Origin of the sequence: Providencia alcalifaciens (assembly GCF_915403165.1) — a bacterium.
Classification (GTDB): Bacteria; Pseudomonadota; Gammaproteobacteria; order Enterobacterales; family Enterobacteriaceae; genus Providencia; species Providencia alcalifaciens_C.
The window spans coordinates 3232364-3250312 of record NZ_OU659204.1 but is presented as its reverse complement, the minus strand read 5'-3'; the positions used below and the strand labels follow the sequence as shown (position 1 = coordinate 3250312).

Genomic DNA, 17949 nt, shown 5'->3' with positions numbered 1-17949 from the left:
GCCGTTAACATAGATATAGAAAATGCTAAAAAGAGGAAGAAATTCCTCTTTTTTTATACCTGAAGAAAACTCATTATTCCTTCTGCTGCACCACGCCCTTCAGCAATCGCTGTCACCACCAAATCAGAACCGTGTACCACATCTCCCCCTGCAAAAATTTTAGGGTGTGAAGTTTGGTAAGCATAATGATGATGACGAGGTGCCACTATTCTACCGTCCGTATCGCGCTGTATGGAATGTGCGCTAATCCATGGCATATCATCAGATTCAAAACCAAACGCAATAATGACAACATCAGCAGAGTGTGTAATTTCTTCCGATTCTGTGGAATTCGATAATGTGCTGGCGAAATGGACACCAATAACTTGCCCCTCGGAATTAGTGTTAATCCCAATAGGTTGTAAGTGAAAATGGAACTGTGCGCCTTCTTCTTGGGCGTGTAGGACCTCTCGTGGTGTTGCTGACATTTCTGAAGCGTCACGACGGTAGATACAACTGACTTTGCTCGCACCTTGGCGGATAGCGCTGCGGATACAATCCATCGCGGTATCTCCTGCGCCCAATACAGTCACATTTTTATTTTCCAGTGATACATAAGGATATCGGGGATCGTCAGCGTAGCCTAATAAATGACGTGCATTGCCCACTAAATAAGGCAGTGCTTGATAAACGCCTATAGCGCCTTCGTTGGGGAGATTCCCTGTAACTGGATGATGGGTGCCGGTTCCAATAAAAATCGCATCAAACTCATTGAGCAACATTTCTAGAGGGATATGCAGCCCAATCTCGGTGTTAAGTTTAAAGATAATCCCCATTTCTTCAAAAATACGTCGTCGGTGCTGCATTATCTGTTTTTCTAATTTAAATGCGGGAATACCAAAAGTGAGTAACCCGCCGATTTCAGGATGTTTATCAAACACCGTTGCTTGAACGCCGTGGCGAGCCAACACATCGGCACAGGAAAGACCTGCGGGACCCGCGCCGATAATTGCGACACGTTTACCTGTCTCCCTAACATGGGAAAGGTCAGGACGCCAACCTTGCTCAAACGCACTATCGGTAATATAGCGCTCCAAATGCCCAATCGTGACGGAACCAAAGGTTTCATTCAGGACACAAGCGGCTTCACACAATCGTTCCTGTGGGCAAATTCGACCGCAAATTTCAGGCAAGCTGTTGGTGTGATGACAAAGCTCTGCCGCCTCAAGAACTCGACCTTCTCCAGCCAGCTTTAACCAATTTGGGATAGGGTTATGGAGTGGGCATTTCCACTCACAATAGGGGCTGCCACAACTTAAGCAACGCTGGGCTTGATGCTGAGCTTCAATGCCGCTTATTGGCTGGTAAATTTCCACAAACTCAATTTTGCGGATTGTCAGCGCTTTTTTACGAGGTTCAAGACGGGGAGAACCCATATGTGAAGAGGACATAGGCACCTTTCCGGCCAAATTCTTTTACGGGAATGATATAAATTAAAGTTTACTTTGATAGCATTGATATAAATAGTGATTATCGTAATAAAGTTACTAATACACGGGTGAATATCCCATTGTGACCGACGATTTAATGAGCAGGATCGATATTTCGTATGAAACCCCATCCGAAACAGCCCTGTTTGATATATGATTCTGTGAGAATTTAACTAAGGGGTGGTTATGAAAGTACTTCGCGGTCTTGCACAATACTATGTTGACCTGATGATGAAGCTAGGCTTAGTGCGTTTCTCTTTGCTTCTCGCGTCAGCGTTAGTTGTGCTCGCCATGATAATGCAAATGGCGGTAGCGATTTTTCTTCGAGGACAAGTCGATAGCCTCGATATGGTCGGCTCCATTTTCTTTGGCTTAATTATTACGCCATTAGCCGTTTATTTTCTTTCGGTGGTGGTAGAACAATTAGAAGAGTCCCGTCAACGTTTAACGCGCATGGTTGATAAACTCGAAGTGATGCGAAAGCGTGATGCGGAACTGAATACTCAGCTTCAAGGCAATATTGAGCAACTTAACTTAGAAATTTTAGAGCGTGAAAAAGCCGAAAGCGCTCATCTTGAGTTGTTAGAGCAACTCAAACAAGAAATGAAATACCGCGAACAGACTCAAATTGAGTTCGAACAGCAATCTGTTTTACTGCGTTCATTCCTCGATGCTTCCCCTGACCTTGTTTATTATCGTAATGAAAATAATGAGTTTTCTGGCTGTAATCGAGCAATGGAGCTACTCACCGGTAAGAGTGAAAAACAGCTAGTCGGTTTAACGCCTCTGGACATTTATGATGAAGAAATTGCCGCCAAAGTGATGGAAACGGATGAGAAAGTTTTCAGACACAATGTGGCATTAACCTATGAACAGTGGTTAGTTTACCCAGATGGGCGAAAAGCCTGTTTTGAGCTGCGAAAAGTGCCATTTTATGATCGTGTAGGGAAGCGTCACGGGCTAATGGGGTTCGGGCGTGATATTACCGAGCGTAAGCGCTATCAGGAGGCGTTAGAGAACGCCAGTAGAGAGAAGACTACCTTTATTTCTACTATCAGCCACGAGCTTCGTACGCCGCTTAATGGGATTGTGGGGCTTAGTCGCATTTTACTGGATACTAAGCTTACCAAAGAACAATCGAGCTATTTAAAAACTATTCACGTCAGTGCCGTCACCTTAGGCAATATTTTTAATGATGTGATTGAAATGGACAAAATCGAGCGTCGCAAAGTCCAATTGGATAACCAGCCTGTGACATTGCCCGAATTTGTGAACGATTTAGAAAACTTAAGCGGGCTACTGGTTCAGCCGAAAGGTTTGAAGTTTGTCATGGATGTCGCTCATGGCTTACCTAAAACTATTCTGACGGATGGAACTCGTTTACGCCAAATTCTGTGGAACTTAATCGGTAATGCGGTGAAATTCACTCAGAAAGGTGAAGTTAAATTAAGCATTTGGCGTGAAGCGGATGACAAGCTGTTTTTCCAAGTCAAAGATAGCGGCATCGGTATTCCGAAAGATGAATTAGATAAAATCTTTGCTATGTATTATCAAGTTCGTGACTCCGCCGGTGGACGTCCTGCAACGGGAACGGGGATTGGGCTTTCTGTATCCCGTAGGTTAGCACAAAGTATGGGTGGTGATATCCGCGTGGAAAGCGATATTGGGCATGGTTCAACATTTACATTGTCGATTATAGCCCCTGAGGTTGAGGCTGAAATCGAAGAGCAGCAACAGCACGAAGATGATTATCCATTACCAGCGCTCCATATCTTACTAGTAGAAGATATTGAACTAAATGTGGTTGTGGCGTGTTCTGTGCTGGAAAACCTTGGTAACACGGTTGATGTTGCAATGACAGGTAAAGACGCGTTAGAGATGTTCGCACCTGGGGAATATGACTTAGTTCTACTGGATATCCAACTTCCTGATATGACGGGGTTAGATATCTCTAAACAGCTTAAACAACAGTATGATAAGGATGATTTACCACCATTAATCGCTCTGACTGCGAATGTCCTCAAAGACAAGAAAGAGTACTTCGATGCGGGGATGGATGGTGTTCTGAGCAAACCATTATCGGTTCCTGCGCTCACTCAAGTGATTGAGCAATTCTGGGGCGAAAATGCATCTTCAAATGACAAGCATGAGGAGCAAGTGGATATGGCTGAAGTTGATGAGTCAATTTTAGATTGTGAAATGTTAGAGCAATACATTGAATTAGTTGGACCAAAACTGATTTATGACGGCTTAGAAGTATTTGAAAAAATGCTACCAGGCTATTTAGCGATTCTCGATTCCAATATGGTGGCTAAAGATCAGAAGGGAATTGTTGAGGAAGCTCACAAAATCAAAGGTGCCGCAGGTTCAATTGGACTAAAAAATTTACAGAAACTTGCTCAGCAGATCCAATCCCCTGAATTACCAGCATGGTGGGACAATGTGCAAGAGTGGGTTGATGAGTTAAAGCAGGATTGGAAATCAGATATAGAAACATTAAGAAACTGGGTGGATGGCCGCACAAAAAAATAACCCCAACCTAAGTTGGGGTGCGCGAATACTGCGCCAACACCAGGGAAATCATTGATTCGCTTATAATTTTTATCTTAGGCGAATCATTAAAATGCATTTGTCACGACTCAGACGTTATCAAGATACCAAAATTTATCGAACCTGTTACAAGATTCATTAAAATCTGTGATGAAGATTGATGTTTGTCTGCTTTCGCTCTGGGGAGTAATTTACTACAAAAGGACGAAGATATGAAATCAATTGCGGTAATTTTAAGTGGCTGTGGTGTTTTTGATGGAAGCGAGATCCATGAATCAGTATTAACTATGCTTGCTTTAAGTAAAAATAACGCAAAAGTTCACTTTTATGCGCCAGATGAATATCAAGCTACTGTAATTAATCATGTTAATGGTGAATTAAAAACAGAAAAACGCAACCAAATGGAAGAGTCTGCACGTATTTCTCGTGGGAAAATAGCGCCTTTGTCATCAGCAGATGCCTCTAAGCTAGATGCCCTTATAATTCCTGGTGGTTTTGGTGTCGCAAAAAATTTATGCGATTTTGCGGTGAAAGGAAGCGAATGTGAAATTAATAAACAACTATTAAGTTTGGTACAGGCAATGCACCAACAGAAAAAGCCGCTAGGGCTGATGTGTATTGCTCCTGTCATGCTACCGAAGATGTTAAATACATCAGTGAAATTGACGATTGGCAATGATACTGAAACGATTGCCCAAATTGAAAAGATGGGTGGGCAGCATGTTGTTTGCACGGTTGATAACATTGTGGTTGATGAATATAACAAAGTTGTTACAACACCTGCTTATATGCTGGCTCAATCCATTGCTGAGGCAAATATAGGTATCAATAAGCTGGTTGAGAAAGTATTAGAAATGGCGTAATTAACTCAATGCAAAAGTTTGTTTCTCGGTTGTGGTATTGGTTAAAGAAGATCACACTTTCATTACTTGCCCTCTGGCTAGTGTCTGTGGTGATCTTCAAATTTATCCCTGTTCCCTTTTCTGCAGTGATGGTCGAAAGACAGCTTTCCGCATGGGTAAGCTTTAATTTTTCTTATGTTTCTCATTCGACTTGGGTGAGTGAAAAACAGATTTCTCCCTATCTTTATCTCGCTGTCATTGCTTCTGAAGATCAAAATTTTCCTCATCATTGGGGATTTGATCTTGATGCAATTGAGCGAGCATATAAACATAATTCGAGTAATAAACAGACAGTTAGAGGGGCTTCAACAATCTCTCAGCAAACGGTAAAAAACTTATGGTTATGGGATGGACGAAGCTGGGTAAGAAAAGGACTTGAAACAGCAATGACTCCTGTTATGGAGTTAATGTGGTCAAAAACTCGGATCATTACTGTTTATCTTAACATTGCAGAGTTTGGAGAGGGGGTTTTTGGTGTTGAAGAGGCTGCAAATAAATTTTTCAATAAGCCTGCTAGCAAGCTTTCCCGGCAGGAAGCTGCACTTTTAGCTGCTGTTTTACCTAACCCTCATCGATTCCATGTGAAAAACCCATCTTCATATGTTTTGAAAAGGCAAGCATGGATACTTAATCAGATGAGCTTATTAGGAGATAGGAATTATCTGAAAAATAACGGTATAGGTGAGGAATAAGAAAAAAGCCATGAATTTGACTTCATGGCTTGGCTCTTTGTAACAATAGGTTACTATTTATAATCAATTGAGATAAGTAAATGCAGTCGTTACACGACGAACGCCATCCGTTTCACTCGCAATTTTTGCAGCTGCAGCACCTTCTTGCTGAGTGAGTACGCCTAATAAGAAGACTTCACCATTCTCAGTGATGACTTTAACGCTGCCTGACTTCACTTCGTCACTGGCTAAAATCTTAGATTTCACTTTAGTGGTTAACCAAGTGTCTTTTGACGCGGTACCTAAATCAACGGGCTGACCTTGTCGAACCTCGTTATACACTTTTTCTGTACCATCGACGTTACTGGCGATTTGTTTGGCTTTATCTGCCCATGACATATCGGGAGATTGCCCCGTTAACAAGACATTGCCTTTATACGCCGTTGCAATAATACGGGCTTTGCTGGTGATATCTTTGTCTTTGTTAAGTTGGCCACTGACTCGGGCTTCTAATGTGCCATCATCAACTTGCTGACCAACAGAACGAGGGTCTGTAGCGCTTTTGGTAGCTACTGCAGCAGTACCCACAACAGCTGCACCAATACAGCCTTGTAAAAGAACCGCGCTAAACGCTATGGCAAAAATCGGAAGTAATCGCATTTTGTCTCCTTAGTCGTTCTGATGAGGAAAGAGCGTGTTATCGATAAGGTCACACAGACAATTCACTGTGAGTAAGTGTACCTCTTGAATTCTGACACTATGCTGGGATGGAATGCGAATTTCAACATCCTGTGGTCCTAAAAGACCCGCTAATTCGCCGCCATCATAGCCAGTGAGTGCGACGATAGTCATATCGCGCGTTACTGCAGCTTCTACGGCTTTAATAATATCGGCACTGTTACCGTGGGTTGAGATGGCCATTAATACATCACCATGCTGGCCCAGAGCTCGAACTTGTTTTGCATAAATTTCAGTTGGTTGCTTGCTTCCCGAAATCGCGGTGAGCACGGTATTATCCGTATTTAGCGCGAGAGCGGGTAAACTTGGGCGCTCGGTTTCAAAACGGTGGATCATGCTCGCTGCAAAACGCTGTGCTGTTGCTGCGGATGCGCCATTGCCACAACACAAAATTTTATTACCATTAAGCAGTGACTGTACCATCATCATTGCAGCACGAGAAATTGCATCGGGCAGGGCTTCAGCTGCGGCAATTTGAGTTTGGATGCTTTCAGTAAAGCAAACTTTTATTCTATCTAGCACTTACTTATATTCCTGTTCACTAAGATTAAATGCGTTTTGAATCCACTGAAATTGCTTGCCGGTGATTGCACAGATATCAAAGCGGCAGGGTGTTGTTTCAAAACTTTCTTGTCGTTGAGCAAGCCAATATTGTGCAGTGGACAATATTTTTCTGCGTTTGTGCCAGTTTACTGATAAAAGTGCGTCTCCGTAATCACTATTCTTGCGAAAACGAACCTCTACGAATACCCAGCCTGATTTATCTCGCATGATCAAATCGATTTCTCCTGCACGATTTCGAACATTGCGTGCGACAAAAGCGAGCCCTTGCTGCTTTAAATAGGAGAGCGCTTGGTTTTCGTAATATCGACCAGTCAACCATTTTAATGATTTTTTAACGGTTTTCATGACATCCTTGTCTGAAAAATAGGCAATAATAAAGCGACCTTGTTTAATTTATTGCGCAGGCTTTACTTGCCCTTGCTTAAATTGCAGCCACGGTAATTCGCGATAAATAACACAGTTATCATGCACACTTAACGTACCGGATGCACCGTTAACACGGAACTGGTCACTGTGTTGCTGCAGGTTATCGTAGTTATTCGCCAGTGACCATGCATCAATACCCATCGCATACAGGCGGAACAGCGAATAATCGTTATTCACTTTGCCTTGAGCTTGTTTGCGTAGGTTGTTGTTTGCACCAGCAAGTAATGGAACTTCACTGAATTTCACGCCTTCCATTTCGAAACGATAATCGGCATTTGAGTTCCCTTGGTTACTGCGCGAACTCGCATATAAAGCAGGGCGCTGACGGGAACTGATCGCCATATCGATCATCGGTTTGACGAGGGTTAATTCGTCGCGTGTTGCCACGATATAAACTGCATCAACACTGCCACTGGTTGGAGCTATTCCTTGGGTACCGACACTGATTGGGGTACCCGTCATGCGGATCCCTTGACCACGGTTGATCGACTCTTTTAAGGATGCAGTAGAACCAAATGTTTGCATTAGTGCAGTACCACCGCCTTTTGCTTGCCACTCTTCGGCAAATGCTTTTGCGATGCGATCCCCAAATGGGGATGCAGGTACTAGCACTAACGGCATCTGCTTACCGTCTAATCTCATTTGGTTAGCGGCATTTTTCGCTTCATCTTCAGGGGATAAAGAGAAATAACATAAATTTGCACGCGGCTGTAATTGGTTAGCGTCTAATTCATTCAGTGCCAGTACATTGACGGGCATATTCATTTGAGCAATAGCTTGCACCTCTGGCTTCAGTAGCGGTCCAACAATTAAGTTATACCCTTCAGAAGTGGCTTGAGCGACTAATTGAGGGATCGCTTTGCCTTGGGTATCAAAGACTTTAACGTTTTGGGTATTGGTTGGCGTTGCATCAATGCGTACGCTGGATGCAGCAACTTCGGAATTGGCATTTTCATTAACTGTTGCAGCCACTTCTTGGTAAATCTGGTCTAGCACATTATTACCGGAGCTTTGTGGCGCAGTCGGTGCTGCGGCAGCTTGGGATGCAGGGCCTGAAGGTAAACCTTTTTGTGCATCAAGGAAGCCTTGCATGATGGCTTGACCAAAGACTTGGCCTTGCCCGCTCATCGGTAAAAATAGCGCAATACGTGGATTCGCACCGACTTTGGTGACTGTCCCTTGAACTAATGCGCTTGGCAGATTTTTGGCACCCGGATTATGTGGGTAGCGAGTTTTCCAGTCTTCGATGCCAGTACGTAGTGCCTCTGGGTCATCTTTATTATTTTGGTAGATATCCAGAAGGTCGACCCAGCCCAGTAGAATATTTTCGTTAGCTTCGATTCCTTGAATCTGTTCTGGCTTCATCTGTGTTAACATCTGCCACAGAGAATCAATATTCGCCTGATGTTGTGCAGGATCGGTTAGCAGAGGCTCTTGGCTGATAAAAGCACGCAGGACATCCATTGATGGTTTGCCTTGAGCGGCATCGATAACGGATTGGTAATGGCTGGCATCAGAAACGCTAGGCTGCTGGGTTGTTGTCGAGGTTGTCGATGATTCGATTTGGCACCCTGTTAATGCCAACGTGGACAACATCGCAGTGCAGATTAATCTTTTTTTCAAATGCAAAAAAATTGAAGGACGCATACTGTATCCAATGGTGTATTTTTCAATTGCTTAATTTTAAACCGGCTATTCGGATGAAACAATGAATCAACCTAATCAAGCAGTGGTTATGGCATCTACGCTGTACATCGTGCCAACCCCAATTGGTAACATGGGAGATATCACGCAACGCGCGTTAGATGTGCTTAAACATGTTGACCTAATTGCTGCGGAAGACACAAGGCACTCAGGCATTCTCTTACAGAATTTTGCCATCAATGCGCGCATGTTTGCGCTACATGATCATAACGAGCAGCAAAAAGCAGATCAATTAATTAGCAAGCTTCAACAAGGGGATAGTATCGCATTAGTCTCGGATGCAGGTACACCTTTAATTAATGATCCTGGCTATCACTTAGTCAATCGCTGCCGTGAAGCGGGGATCCGTGTTGTCCCATTACCGGGCGCTTGTGCGGCTATCACCGCCTTGTCAGCAGCGGGTTTACCTTCAGACCGTTTCTGTTATGAAGGATTCTTACCCGCGAAAACTAAGGGACGCAAAGATGTTTTGCAATCCTTAGAACAAGAGACTCGAACACTTATTTTTTATGAATCCACTCATCGCTTGTTAGACAGTTTAGCAGACATGGTGGAAGTGTGGGGTCCTGAGCGCCGTGTGGTTTTAGCCCGAGAATTGACCAAAACATGGGAATCGATTGAAGGGCGTCCAGTTGGTGAATTACTCGAATGGGTAAAAGAAGATGAAAACCGTCATCGCGGTGAAATGGTGCTAATTGTAGAAGGGTATAAGCCACAAACGGATGAATCGGCAATTACGCCAGATGTTATTCGTACGTTGGGTTTACTGCAAAAAGAGTTACCACCAAAAAAAGCGGCCGCGATCACCGCAGAAATTTATGGCCTGAAGAAAAACCAGTTATATAAACTGATGCTAGACCAACAAGACGGCGAGTGATTTTTGTCCAAGTGCAAGCTTTGACGTAATTTGCCTGCCATTGAGTCTGTACAAGCTAGCGTAAAGTGCCTATAATTCGCCGCGGAGTTGGTCAGACAACCGCTGCTTTATCGTAGTCCCTTCGGGAGACGGGTAGAGGGGAGGAAAGTCCGGGCTCCATAGGGCAGGGTGCCAGATAACGTCTGGGAGGCGCGAGCCTACGACAAGTGCAACAGAGAGCAAACCGCCGATGGCCTGTTTACAGGATCAGGTAAGGGTGAAAGGGTGCGGTAAGAGCGCACCGCGCGACTGGCAACAGTTCGTGGCATGGTAAACTCCACCCGGAGCAAGACCAAATAGGGGTTCATATGGTGCGGCCCGCATTGAACTCGGGTAGGTTGCTGGAGCCAGTGCGCAAGTGCTGGCCTAGATGAATGGTTGTCCACGACAGAACCCGGCTTACCGACCAACTCCAATTTTTTCGTCATACTTCAAGTTGTGACTGCGTTGGCTTCACTCGTCAACCCTAGTCACATACTTGTGTATGCTCCTAGGGATTTCCTCATTTTGCCGCCTTGGCACACCTCGAATTATTTAGAAAAAATTTTTTCGTCATATTTAGTGGTGTAACGGCGTTAGCTTCATTCAGCCACATGAGTCACATACTTATGTATGCTCCCCGCGTTGTCCACATTTTGCTGCCTTGTGACTACACTAACTCTTTAGAAAAAATCTGAGTTTGCTAACTTCCATTTACTACCTTCTATTTACTTATCTTCCTATCAATACGCCATATCCACCGTCAACATCGCAAGGCAGTGATGCAAATCAATACGAGTGCTGGGGACTTAAATACAATAATGGTATTTAAAATGCATGTTAAAGAGATAGGCGGACATGGCAAAGAAACCCTCAGTACGATACCCACGTCGTCCTGGCACAATTGGTGGAAAACTCCCTTGGAATGATTGGCGTAACGCCTCGACATGGCGGAAAGTCGTGCAAATCACGCTTTTAGCGATCAACATTTATATCGGCATTACCTTCTATTACTGGGTGCGCTATTACGAAACGGGCGGTGCGACGCTGTATCTTCCACGTCCGGGAGGCATTGAAGGCTGGCTGCCCATCGCGGGATTAATGAACTTAAAATACGCCATCGAAACAGGGGGGCTACCTCCCATTCATGCCGCATCAATGTTTCTCTTGGCTTCCTTTATTATCATCAGTTTATTACTGAAAAAATCCTTTTGCTCATGGCTGTGCCCGATAGGCACAATATCGGAATACATCGGGAAAATAGGTCAGAAACTGTTTCATTTTCAAATCAACGTACCTAAATGGCTCGATATTCCTTTAAGAGGATTAAAATACCTACTATTAGCCTTTTTCCTCTATATCTCGCTCTCCATGCCTGCGCAAATGATCCAATACTTTATGATGTCGCCTTATGGGATCATCATTGATGTCAAAATGCTGGATTTCTTTCGCCATATTAGTAGCGCCTCACTCATCACGGTTTCTGTTCTTGTCGTCGCTAGCCTGTTTATTCGTAACGCATGGTGTCGTTATCTTTGCCCTTATGGCGCATTACTAGGGATATTCTCCCTATTCTCACCCGTTAAAATTCGCCGTAATGTCGAAAGCTGCATTGATTGCGGAAAATGTGCCAAAATTTGCCCGTCACGCATTCCAGTTGATAAGTTAATTAAGGTTAGAACGGTGGAATGTACAGGATGTATGACGTGCATTGAATCTTGCCCAGTGGCGTCAACTTTGGCTTTCTCATTACAAGCACCGACTAAAAAACGCCAAATACCCTTATCGGGAATGATGATGGCCATTTTGACCCTAGGTATTTTATTCGCCACTATCGCAGTTGCAGCTTACATGGGCGTTTGGGATAGCCCGGTGCCTGATAACTATTGGTTTCACATCATACCGAACGCGAGAACGATAGGTCATTGATGCAGAAAAAATGGAGAGTAAAAAAATAGAGAATAAAAATAGAAAGTAAAAATGCCCCACGGCACGAAAAGTGAGTGGGGCATTGGTTGCTTTGTCATTGTTATGGCGGTAAGTACTTTTACGTCTCGCTAATATTTATTTTCTTATGTGTAGCTTATTGCTACATCAATTTACCGCTTTTTTAACCATGTTTAGCAATTGGCGGACATCCTCTGGACGGGTATCTCCAGTGGCTTTATCAATAATAGAACTGTAAATATGTGGGATGATTTTCTTCACGCCAGCGTCGAGGGCGATTTGCAAAATCTCGGCAAAATTCTCCAAATCAATACCGCCTGTTGGCTCTAAAGAAAAATCAAACTTCGCGCAAGCTTCTGCGATAGCTTTATATTCCTCAATGTACTTCAAGCCCTGCATATTAAAGAACTTCACAGAGTCTGCGCCCATATCTTTGAGCATCATAATGGCGGTTTCAATCGGTACGATACCATCGGGTGCCTGAGCGCTTAATGGGCCTGTTGAGATTTTCACCATACCAACCGTGCCCGTCGGGGATATCACCGCATTCACAAAAGTCTCATTCTGACCCAATAGCGCGCGGCTAATCGGTGCGCCAGTAAATACTTGATTAACATGCTGTGGTTGAACTTCTTTCGAAATCAGAGACACCATGGTGGACTGCTTAGGGTCGCCGGCACCTAAACCAACAGACAACGCATTATCCACTTCTTTGGCGTACACCTTCATATCTGCAATGGCACTTTCAAGATCAGGATAATTTTTGGATAACACCCCAACCACCACAAAACTCTCTGCCGCAGCATAAATATCTTTTGCGTTCTGGTGGCTTCCCGCTAAGACGTTCAGGCATACACGATCATGGTAAAAATTTGGTGACAACTTCATATTAAATTCCTTCTACTAACGTACGAATTTGCTGCGAAATGACGTCAAGTTGCTCGGTGCTGACGCTACGAATATCGGCCTCAACCTTACCTTCATTGGCTTTGTACTCACGAAAATAAATCGCGGTATTGCCTTGCTTCAGTTCATCCATGATTTGGTAGGTCGTTTTGCCAATCACTTTTTCATCGAAACTGATCTCGGCTCTGGCGATATCTCGCCCAGCGGCATCCCAAACAATACGGGCTGAAATACCGGCTATCGCATTTAAATCTTTAAGGAATTTATCCATACGGCTGACCATTTCCGCCCCAGTTTCTTTGGTAGCGGTGAGGTACTGCTCGATAGCCAGTGTTAAGCCCAAAATACCTTCTTTACCCACTTTCATGGCACGACCAATCCCTTGAGATTGACGTTTTACCCACTCTACATACTGTTTTTTACCAATCACTAAACCGCTGGTGGGACCTTCAATCGCTTTAGCACCGCTGTAAATCACTAAGTCACCACCTGCCTGATAATAGGTCGTTAAATCTTCTTCGGCGGCGGCATCGACAATCAGAGGTAATTGATGTGTGTGGGCGACTTGGGCCGCTTCAGCAACCGTTAACATGCTTTTTTGTACGGTATGGTGGGATTTGATATATAAAATGGCGGCGGTTTGTGGGGTGATTTTTGCTGCTAGCTGAGCCGCACTACATTCATTCGCAAAACCCGCTTCAACCACTTTGCCGCCACCTAAAGTGACCATTGTGTCCACAGGGGCACCAAAGTTCACGTTATGCCCTTTGGGCAAAATAATTTCGCGAGGAATAGATTTGCTGGAGGAGTGCAAGTTAAGCAGCAAATCCTCATCATCTTGCACAATCACCGCCGCCACCGCTTGAGCAATACCCGCAGAGGCGCAGGAAACCACAACCGCAGCTTCAACATTGAGCAGTTGAGCGATGTACTCCCCGGTTTTGTTCACTAAGTCTTTAATTTCAAAATAATGGTTCAGCCCATAGGTTACGCGCTCGACGACTTCAGGCGTTGGGGTCGAAACGCCTAAAATGGTCATACGACCGGAGGCATTAATAACGTGTTTTAACTGATATTTTTCATAGATTGATTGCATGTTCAGATTCGCCTTGTGCAGGAATAATGTGCTTTCCACCAACGATGGCAGCAACAGGAACAAAACGATGGGTACCGATGCGATGCTCGCCTTCGGCATCCGTCAGCTCAGTCGGTTCTTCTTTCAGGTCAAATAGGGTGATGTCTGCATCAAAGCCCGGTCTTAAATAACCTTTAGCAGGAAGAGACAGTAAATCCGCGGCTTTTTCAGTGACACAACGCAAAATTTGTTCGGCGCTAAAGCCCATACACAGGAATTTCGTCATCACAAAAGCGAGGCTATATACGGGCCCATTCACGCGGTTACGGTGATAGATGTCTGAGCTGATAATGTCTGGATAGGTGCCAATTCGCATGGCTTGCTCTGCGACTTTGAAGCTAAAGCTTTCACCGCCGTGACCCACATCGAGGATCACGCCACGGGCGAGGGCACGGGCAATCGACGGTTTTAGGTATCCGTCATCCCCTAAAATTTTATTTGGTTTGCCATTAAAGCAGTGGGTAATAATATCCCCGCGAGTCAGCAAATCTGCGACTTCATCAATATTGGGCGGGTTATTCCCAATGTGTACCATTAATGGAAGATGGTGTTTTTTCTGCATCTCTTTTGCGCGGATGAGCGGGGCAATGCCATTTTCACCAACCACACTTTTACTCATGCGTGCTTTCATGCCAACCACAAAACCCGGGTGGCGCTCAAGTGCGGCTTGGAAACTCACATCATCGATATTGTCCATGTTGGACAGCTCATTCTGAGCAATAATGCCAATGCGAGAAATATTCAGCAGAGAGAAGACATTAGTTTTGGACTGAGTGGTTAGCCTATAAAACCTGTCAATATCATCAGCACCAACACTGCCAGCATCAATCAGTGAGGTGACACCGCCAGCGGCACCGGCGAGATCAGGCTCATCGAAGTAAATCGGTGACTCAGTAAAACAGTGGGCGTGAGAATCAATCCACCCAGCGCTAACATACAGCTTACCTTCAAGATCAATGATTTTCTCAGCGTGCTGATTGTGGGAAAGCTCAGGACCCGCAGCTTCGATTTTTCCGTCTTTGATTAGAATATCGATGATTGAACCATCGATACGTTTGCCCTGTTTGATGATTAGTGAGTACATAGTTACCTTCTTTCATGCACGTCATACTCGTTATACTTCAAACCGCAGCATTGTTAGCTGCTCTTTCGCTACCCTAGTCACATATTTATGTATGTGACTAGGGATATCGTCGTTTGCCACCTAGCTGCAATTTGAATTATTTAGAGTATGCATAAGTGTTTGTTCTAAATGAGGCTAGGCGGCAAGTGGGAAGAAATACCCGAACAACATCGCACCTAAAATCGCACCACCCGCTACCGGTTTTTGCCATACATAGAAAATCAGAGCACCAATCAGAGCGCCGATACCAATCGGAATAGATGCGGCCATTGCGGCAAGGATAATTAATGGGCCCAAGAAACGACCTGATGTGTTACCTGCGCCCATCATGACGTCCGCACCGAATGTGGAGTTAGCTTGTGCAATGGTAAACTTACGGGCGAACACGATAATTAAGCCGATAAGTACACCAAGGAATAAACCCGTGATCAGGGAGATCCAGAAGTTGGTGACTAAAATATCCCAGCCTGCGGCTAAAAATAGTGCGGGAACCCCTAAGCCAATACCGGTTTGTAGTGCGCCACCGATATCCAAAATCCCCACTAGTGACCCTTCGATTATCCGTGCAAACAGGAAGCTTGCACCGAAGGCGGCGACGGCACCGTAAACCCCAGTATCTAGCCCAGCGCGTAACATGGCGACGAAAGCCACTTCGTTAAATGCGCCGAACCCGTACACGACGTACATATGGGTACCCGCGAAGATCCCTGCGGATAACAGCCCAACAAAGATAGGGAAAGACCATTCTGCGTACCAAAAGTCTTGTTTGTTGATTTCAGTTGTCATGATTATTTCCCGCTCAGCAGTCCGTGGACATATTCAAGCCACAGTGGTTTGTCTAAGTTGAAAGAGGTGATCATCTTCAGGTCAAACTCACGGAAGAAACCACTGAGAACGAACAGCAGAACAACGGTAATCATCATGGTACGAGTGATACGGTTCCAGCCATTGTCATCCACGCCTTTACCAATCAAGATGCCTAACACTAAGCCTGGGATAGCGTTACCCATGATTAATTGGGCGCAGCCACCAAATAAGGTTGCCCAGAAACCGGAACGACGACCTGCATCCATCGCAGCTAGCCAGAAAATCACTGGCATCACGGTGTTAACCAGTAAGTTAGCAGCCGGAACCAGTACGTTGATCGCGGTGGTTTGTAGCGCGGCTGGTACTGCGGACGCCGTGGTATTTAAGAAGGCGACCACCAATGCCCCGATAATGGCACAGGCAATCGCCATTTTTTTCGGGTTATGCAGGGTATCTGCCACACTGCGGTTTTTAGTTAATAGAGCCGCGGCACCCCAGTTAGGGATGATACGGTGGTCAACGTCTTGGGTGAAGGCACCCGCAGCGACCGATGATGCCCATGCGTTGAAGAAGAATCCTAAGCCGAATGAGAAGTGTGATGCGGGGTCGCCCTCACACGCGTTTAACTCACCAAGGGTACGGAATGCCCCCATCCCTTGAATGGTCGGGGCATGGAACATACGTGCCGCCCCTGCGCCTAAACCAAAGCCGCAGAGACCGCCGATAATGAGGGACATGCCCAATATTTCTAAGAAAGATGCAGTTTCACTCATGGAATTTACTCCAGACCTGATTGCTTTTATTGTTCTGTAAATGGAATTTCGTTGACAGAAAGTAAGGTAACATCCAGCGAAACGTCGAGAACAACTCGAAAATGTTCACGTTTGCGTGGCAAAAAGAGAAAGAGAAACTTTTCTGTCCGCGAATGAGAGTGAGCACTAACAACCTCAACATCCTTGGGTTCTATCCGCAGAATGATGTCGGTGCTGTTCTTAAGTACGGTTTTTTGAATCGAATTTAAGGCGTCAGCAATCGCTTTTTGCTTTGTGTCGCCTTGCCCTGTCACCCGTACGGTCGTTTCGATAGATTTTTTCATTAAGCGTTGCCGTATTTTTTATTAAAAGCTTTAACTAAGCGCTCGCCTAACTCTTCCTTGTCCATAAAACCGAAACCTAAAACATTGCAACCTTCAGCAATGGCGGTTTCTCCCTCTTCAATCGAACGCATCCCATAACGCGCTTTGTAGCCATATTTGGTTTGAGCTGTAATGGCACCTGCACCACCGCTACCACAGAATGAAATGCCAAGATCAGCTTGTTCTTGGTTCATCACATCCCCCAGTTTCATGTCAGCAGCGACACCGGGAACAACGATGGCTTTTCCGCCGGCCGCTTCAACGCCCGCAGCCACTTTTTGCCCTTTACCTAAACGATCGCCGATAACAATAACTATCTGTTTCATAAAATATTCTCCAAGACCGAATGCCAAAAATAGAGTGCTAAAAATAAGGTGCTAAAAATTAATCATTAGAACGAACAACTTCAAAGTGAACTGAGAGCAAATAAGTCTCTTCTGGCGCAAGCCCCGGCAAGGTATCGACAACGCGCTGCGCTAATGCAATCGAATGGCTCGAAATTTCATCGAACAAACTGATATCTACTTCCGGTAAGGCTTCACCGGTTTTGGCTCGAGCGACCATGGCACGTAGATGAGACTCCAGCATTTGTTGCTGTACATCTGTGGTGTAGCAACCCTCCAGTTTGAGCCAGTCAGTAATCACTGCTAGCAGTTCTTGTGTGACCTGATGGATATCAAGGTCGTCTTCTAACATTTTGAAAACCACAACTGATTCATTCATAACTGTTTAAAATCCAAGGTAATATTTCAAATCAAATCACTTTTTTCTTCATGACTAATACCTTAATCGCTTCTTGAGTAATTTTGCAGACAGGGAATTTCCAGTTCAAAGTGGAAATATATTGGAAGTGTAACTGGAAAGGTGGCGGTTAATTTTCGATCTAAGAGGAAACTAACTGGAAAAGCTAACACATTACGAGGGTGGGTTTAGGCGGTCTAATAATGAGGAATATAATAAATTTATTATATTTCAAA

General features: G+C 44.7%; 18 protein-coding genes and 1 other RNA gene. 6 read left to right on the top strand and 13 right to left on the bottom strand.

The window, feature by feature from the left end; all coding sequences use genetic code 11:
- Window positions 1-53 precede the first annotated feature (53 nt).
- Entirely contained in the window at window positions 54-1430 is a 1377-nt protein-coding gene (locus LDO73_RS14780; RefSeq protein ID WP_224059003.1) for an FAD-dependent oxidoreductase, read from the bottom strand.
- A gap of 225 nt (window positions 1431-1655) precedes the next feature.
- On the opposite strand from LDO73_RS14780, the gene arcB reads away from it, so the two are divergent.
- From arcB to mtgA, 3 genes are all read left to right on the top strand, one after another.
- Window positions 1656-4001 carry an aerobic respiration two-component sensor histidine kinase ArcB gene (gene arcB, locus LDO73_RS14775; protein ID WP_224059001.1) on the top strand — a complete coding sequence of 782 codons (2346 nt, stop codon included), beginning with the start codon at window positions 1656-1658 and terminating at the stop codon, window positions 3999-4001.
- A gap of 230 nt (window positions 4002-4231) precedes the next feature.
- Window positions 4232-4882, top strand: coding sequence for an isoprenoid biosynthesis glyoxalase ElbB (gene elbB, locus LDO73_RS14770; protein WP_224058999.1), 651 nt, complete (start codon window positions 4232-4234; stop codon window positions 4880-4882).
- 8 nt (window positions 4883-4890) lie between these two features.
- The gene (mtgA, locus tag LDO73_RS14765) at window positions 4891-5613 is read left to right on the top strand and encodes a monofunctional biosynthetic peptidoglycan transglycosylase (RefSeq protein WP_224058997.1); all 723 of its coding nucleotides are present in this window, start codon (window positions 4891-4893) and stop codon (window positions 5611-5613) included.
- A 63-nt stretch (window positions 5614-5676) separates the two neighbouring features.
- Here mtgA and dolP read toward each other — a convergent pair whose 3' ends face one another.
- From dolP to LDO73_RS14745, 4 genes are read right to left on the bottom strand one after another with little or no spacing between them, the layout of a single operon-like run.
- Window positions 5677-6252: a division/outer membrane stress-associated lipid-binding lipoprotein gene (dolP, locus tag LDO73_RS14760; RefSeq protein ID WP_224058996.1), complete on the bottom strand. Its 576-nt coding sequence runs from the start codon at window positions 6250-6252 to the stop codon at window positions 5677-5679.
- A 9-nt stretch (window positions 6253-6261) separates the two neighbouring features.
- Entirely contained in the window at window positions 6262-6852 is a 591-nt protein-coding gene (gene diaA, locus LDO73_RS14755) for a DnaA initiator-associating protein DiaA (RefSeq protein WP_006659121.1), read from the bottom strand.
- Window positions 6853-7239, bottom strand: coding sequence for a YraN family protein (locus LDO73_RS14750; RefSeq protein WP_154603437.1), 387 nt, complete (start codon window positions 7237-7239; stop codon window positions 6853-6855).
- A 48-nt stretch (window positions 7240-7287) separates the two neighbouring features.
- Window positions 7288-8967 (bottom strand): penicillin-binding protein activator, encoded by a 1680-nt coding sequence (locus LDO73_RS14745; RefSeq protein WP_224058995.1) that lies wholly within the window; start codon window positions 8965-8967, stop codon window positions 7288-7290.
- Window positions 8968-9028: 61 nt separating this feature from the next.
- On the opposite strand from LDO73_RS14745, the gene rsmI reads away from it, so the two are divergent.
- The 3 genes from rsmI (at window position 9029) to LDO73_RS14730 (ending at window position 11848) form a co-directional block, all read left to right on the top strand.
- Complete coding sequence (gene rsmI / locus LDO73_RS14740) at window positions 9029-9901, top strand: 16S rRNA (cytidine(1402)-2'-O)-methyltransferase (RefSeq protein WP_036956141.1); 873 nt, start codon at window positions 9029-9031, stop codon at window positions 9899-9901.
- Between the two features lie 83 nt (window positions 9902-9984).
- Window positions 9985-10358: RNase P RNA component class A (gene rnpB / locus LDO73_RS14735), an RNA gene on the top strand.
- Window positions 10359-10777: 419 nt separating this feature from the next.
- On the top strand, window positions 10778-11848 hold the full coding sequence (locus tag LDO73_RS14730) for a 4Fe-4S binding protein (protein ID WP_224058994.1): 1071 nt from the start codon (window positions 10778-10780) through the stop codon (window positions 11846-11848).
- A 165-nt stretch (window positions 11849-12013) separates the two neighbouring features.
- On the opposite strand, the gene dagF is transcribed toward LDO73_RS14730, so the two are convergent.
- The 8 genes from dagF to LDO73_RS14690 form a co-directional block, all read right to left on the bottom strand.
- Window positions 12014-12754, bottom strand: coding sequence for a 2-dehydro-3-deoxy-phosphogluconate aldolase (gene dagF / locus LDO73_RS14725; protein WP_224058993.1), 741 nt, complete (start codon window positions 12752-12754; stop codon window positions 12014-12016).
- A gap of 1 nt (window position 12755) precedes the next feature.
- On the bottom strand, window positions 12756-13868 hold the full coding sequence (locus LDO73_RS14720) for a DgaE family pyridoxal phosphate-dependent ammonia lyase (protein ID WP_224058992.1): 1113 nt from the start codon (window positions 13866-13868) through the stop codon (window positions 12756-12758).
- Window positions 13852-14991 (bottom strand): amidohydrolase/deacetylase family metallohydrolase, encoded by a 1140-nt coding sequence (locus LDO73_RS14715; RefSeq protein ID WP_224058991.1) that lies wholly within the window; start codon window positions 14989-14991, stop codon window positions 13852-13854. Before LDO73_RS14715 ends, LDO73_RS14720 begins: the two co-directional genes overlap by 17 nt.
- Before the next feature lie 174 nt (window positions 14992-15165).
- The gene (locus LDO73_RS14710; protein ID WP_224058990.1) at window positions 15166-15816 is read right to left on the bottom strand and encodes a DUF4310 family protein; all 651 of its coding nucleotides are present in this window, start codon (window positions 15814-15816) and stop codon (window positions 15166-15168) included.
- 2 nt (window positions 15817-15818) lie between these two features.
- Window positions 15819-16610, bottom strand: coding sequence for a DUF4311 domain-containing protein (locus tag LDO73_RS14705; protein ID WP_006659131.1), 792 nt, complete (start codon window positions 16608-16610; stop codon window positions 15819-15821).
- Between the two features lie 26 nt (window positions 16611-16636).
- The gene (locus LDO73_RS14700; RefSeq protein WP_006659132.1) at window positions 16637-16933 is read right to left on the bottom strand and encodes a DUF4312 family protein; all 297 of its coding nucleotides are present in this window, start codon (window positions 16931-16933) and stop codon (window positions 16637-16639) included.
- Complete coding sequence (locus LDO73_RS14695) at window positions 16933-17298, bottom strand: SFCGS family glycine-rich protein (protein ID WP_036956157.1); 366 nt, start codon at window positions 17296-17298, stop codon at window positions 16933-16935. The genes LDO73_RS14700 and LDO73_RS14695 overlap by 1 nt, the downstream gene beginning before the upstream one ends.
- 58 nt (window positions 17299-17356) lie before the next feature.
- A complete protein-coding gene (locus LDO73_RS14690; RefSeq protein WP_224058988.1) occupies window positions 17357-17695 on the bottom strand; it encodes a transcriptional antiterminator in 339 nt (112 codons plus the stop codon).
- Between the last annotated feature and the right edge of the window lie 254 nt (window positions 17696-17949).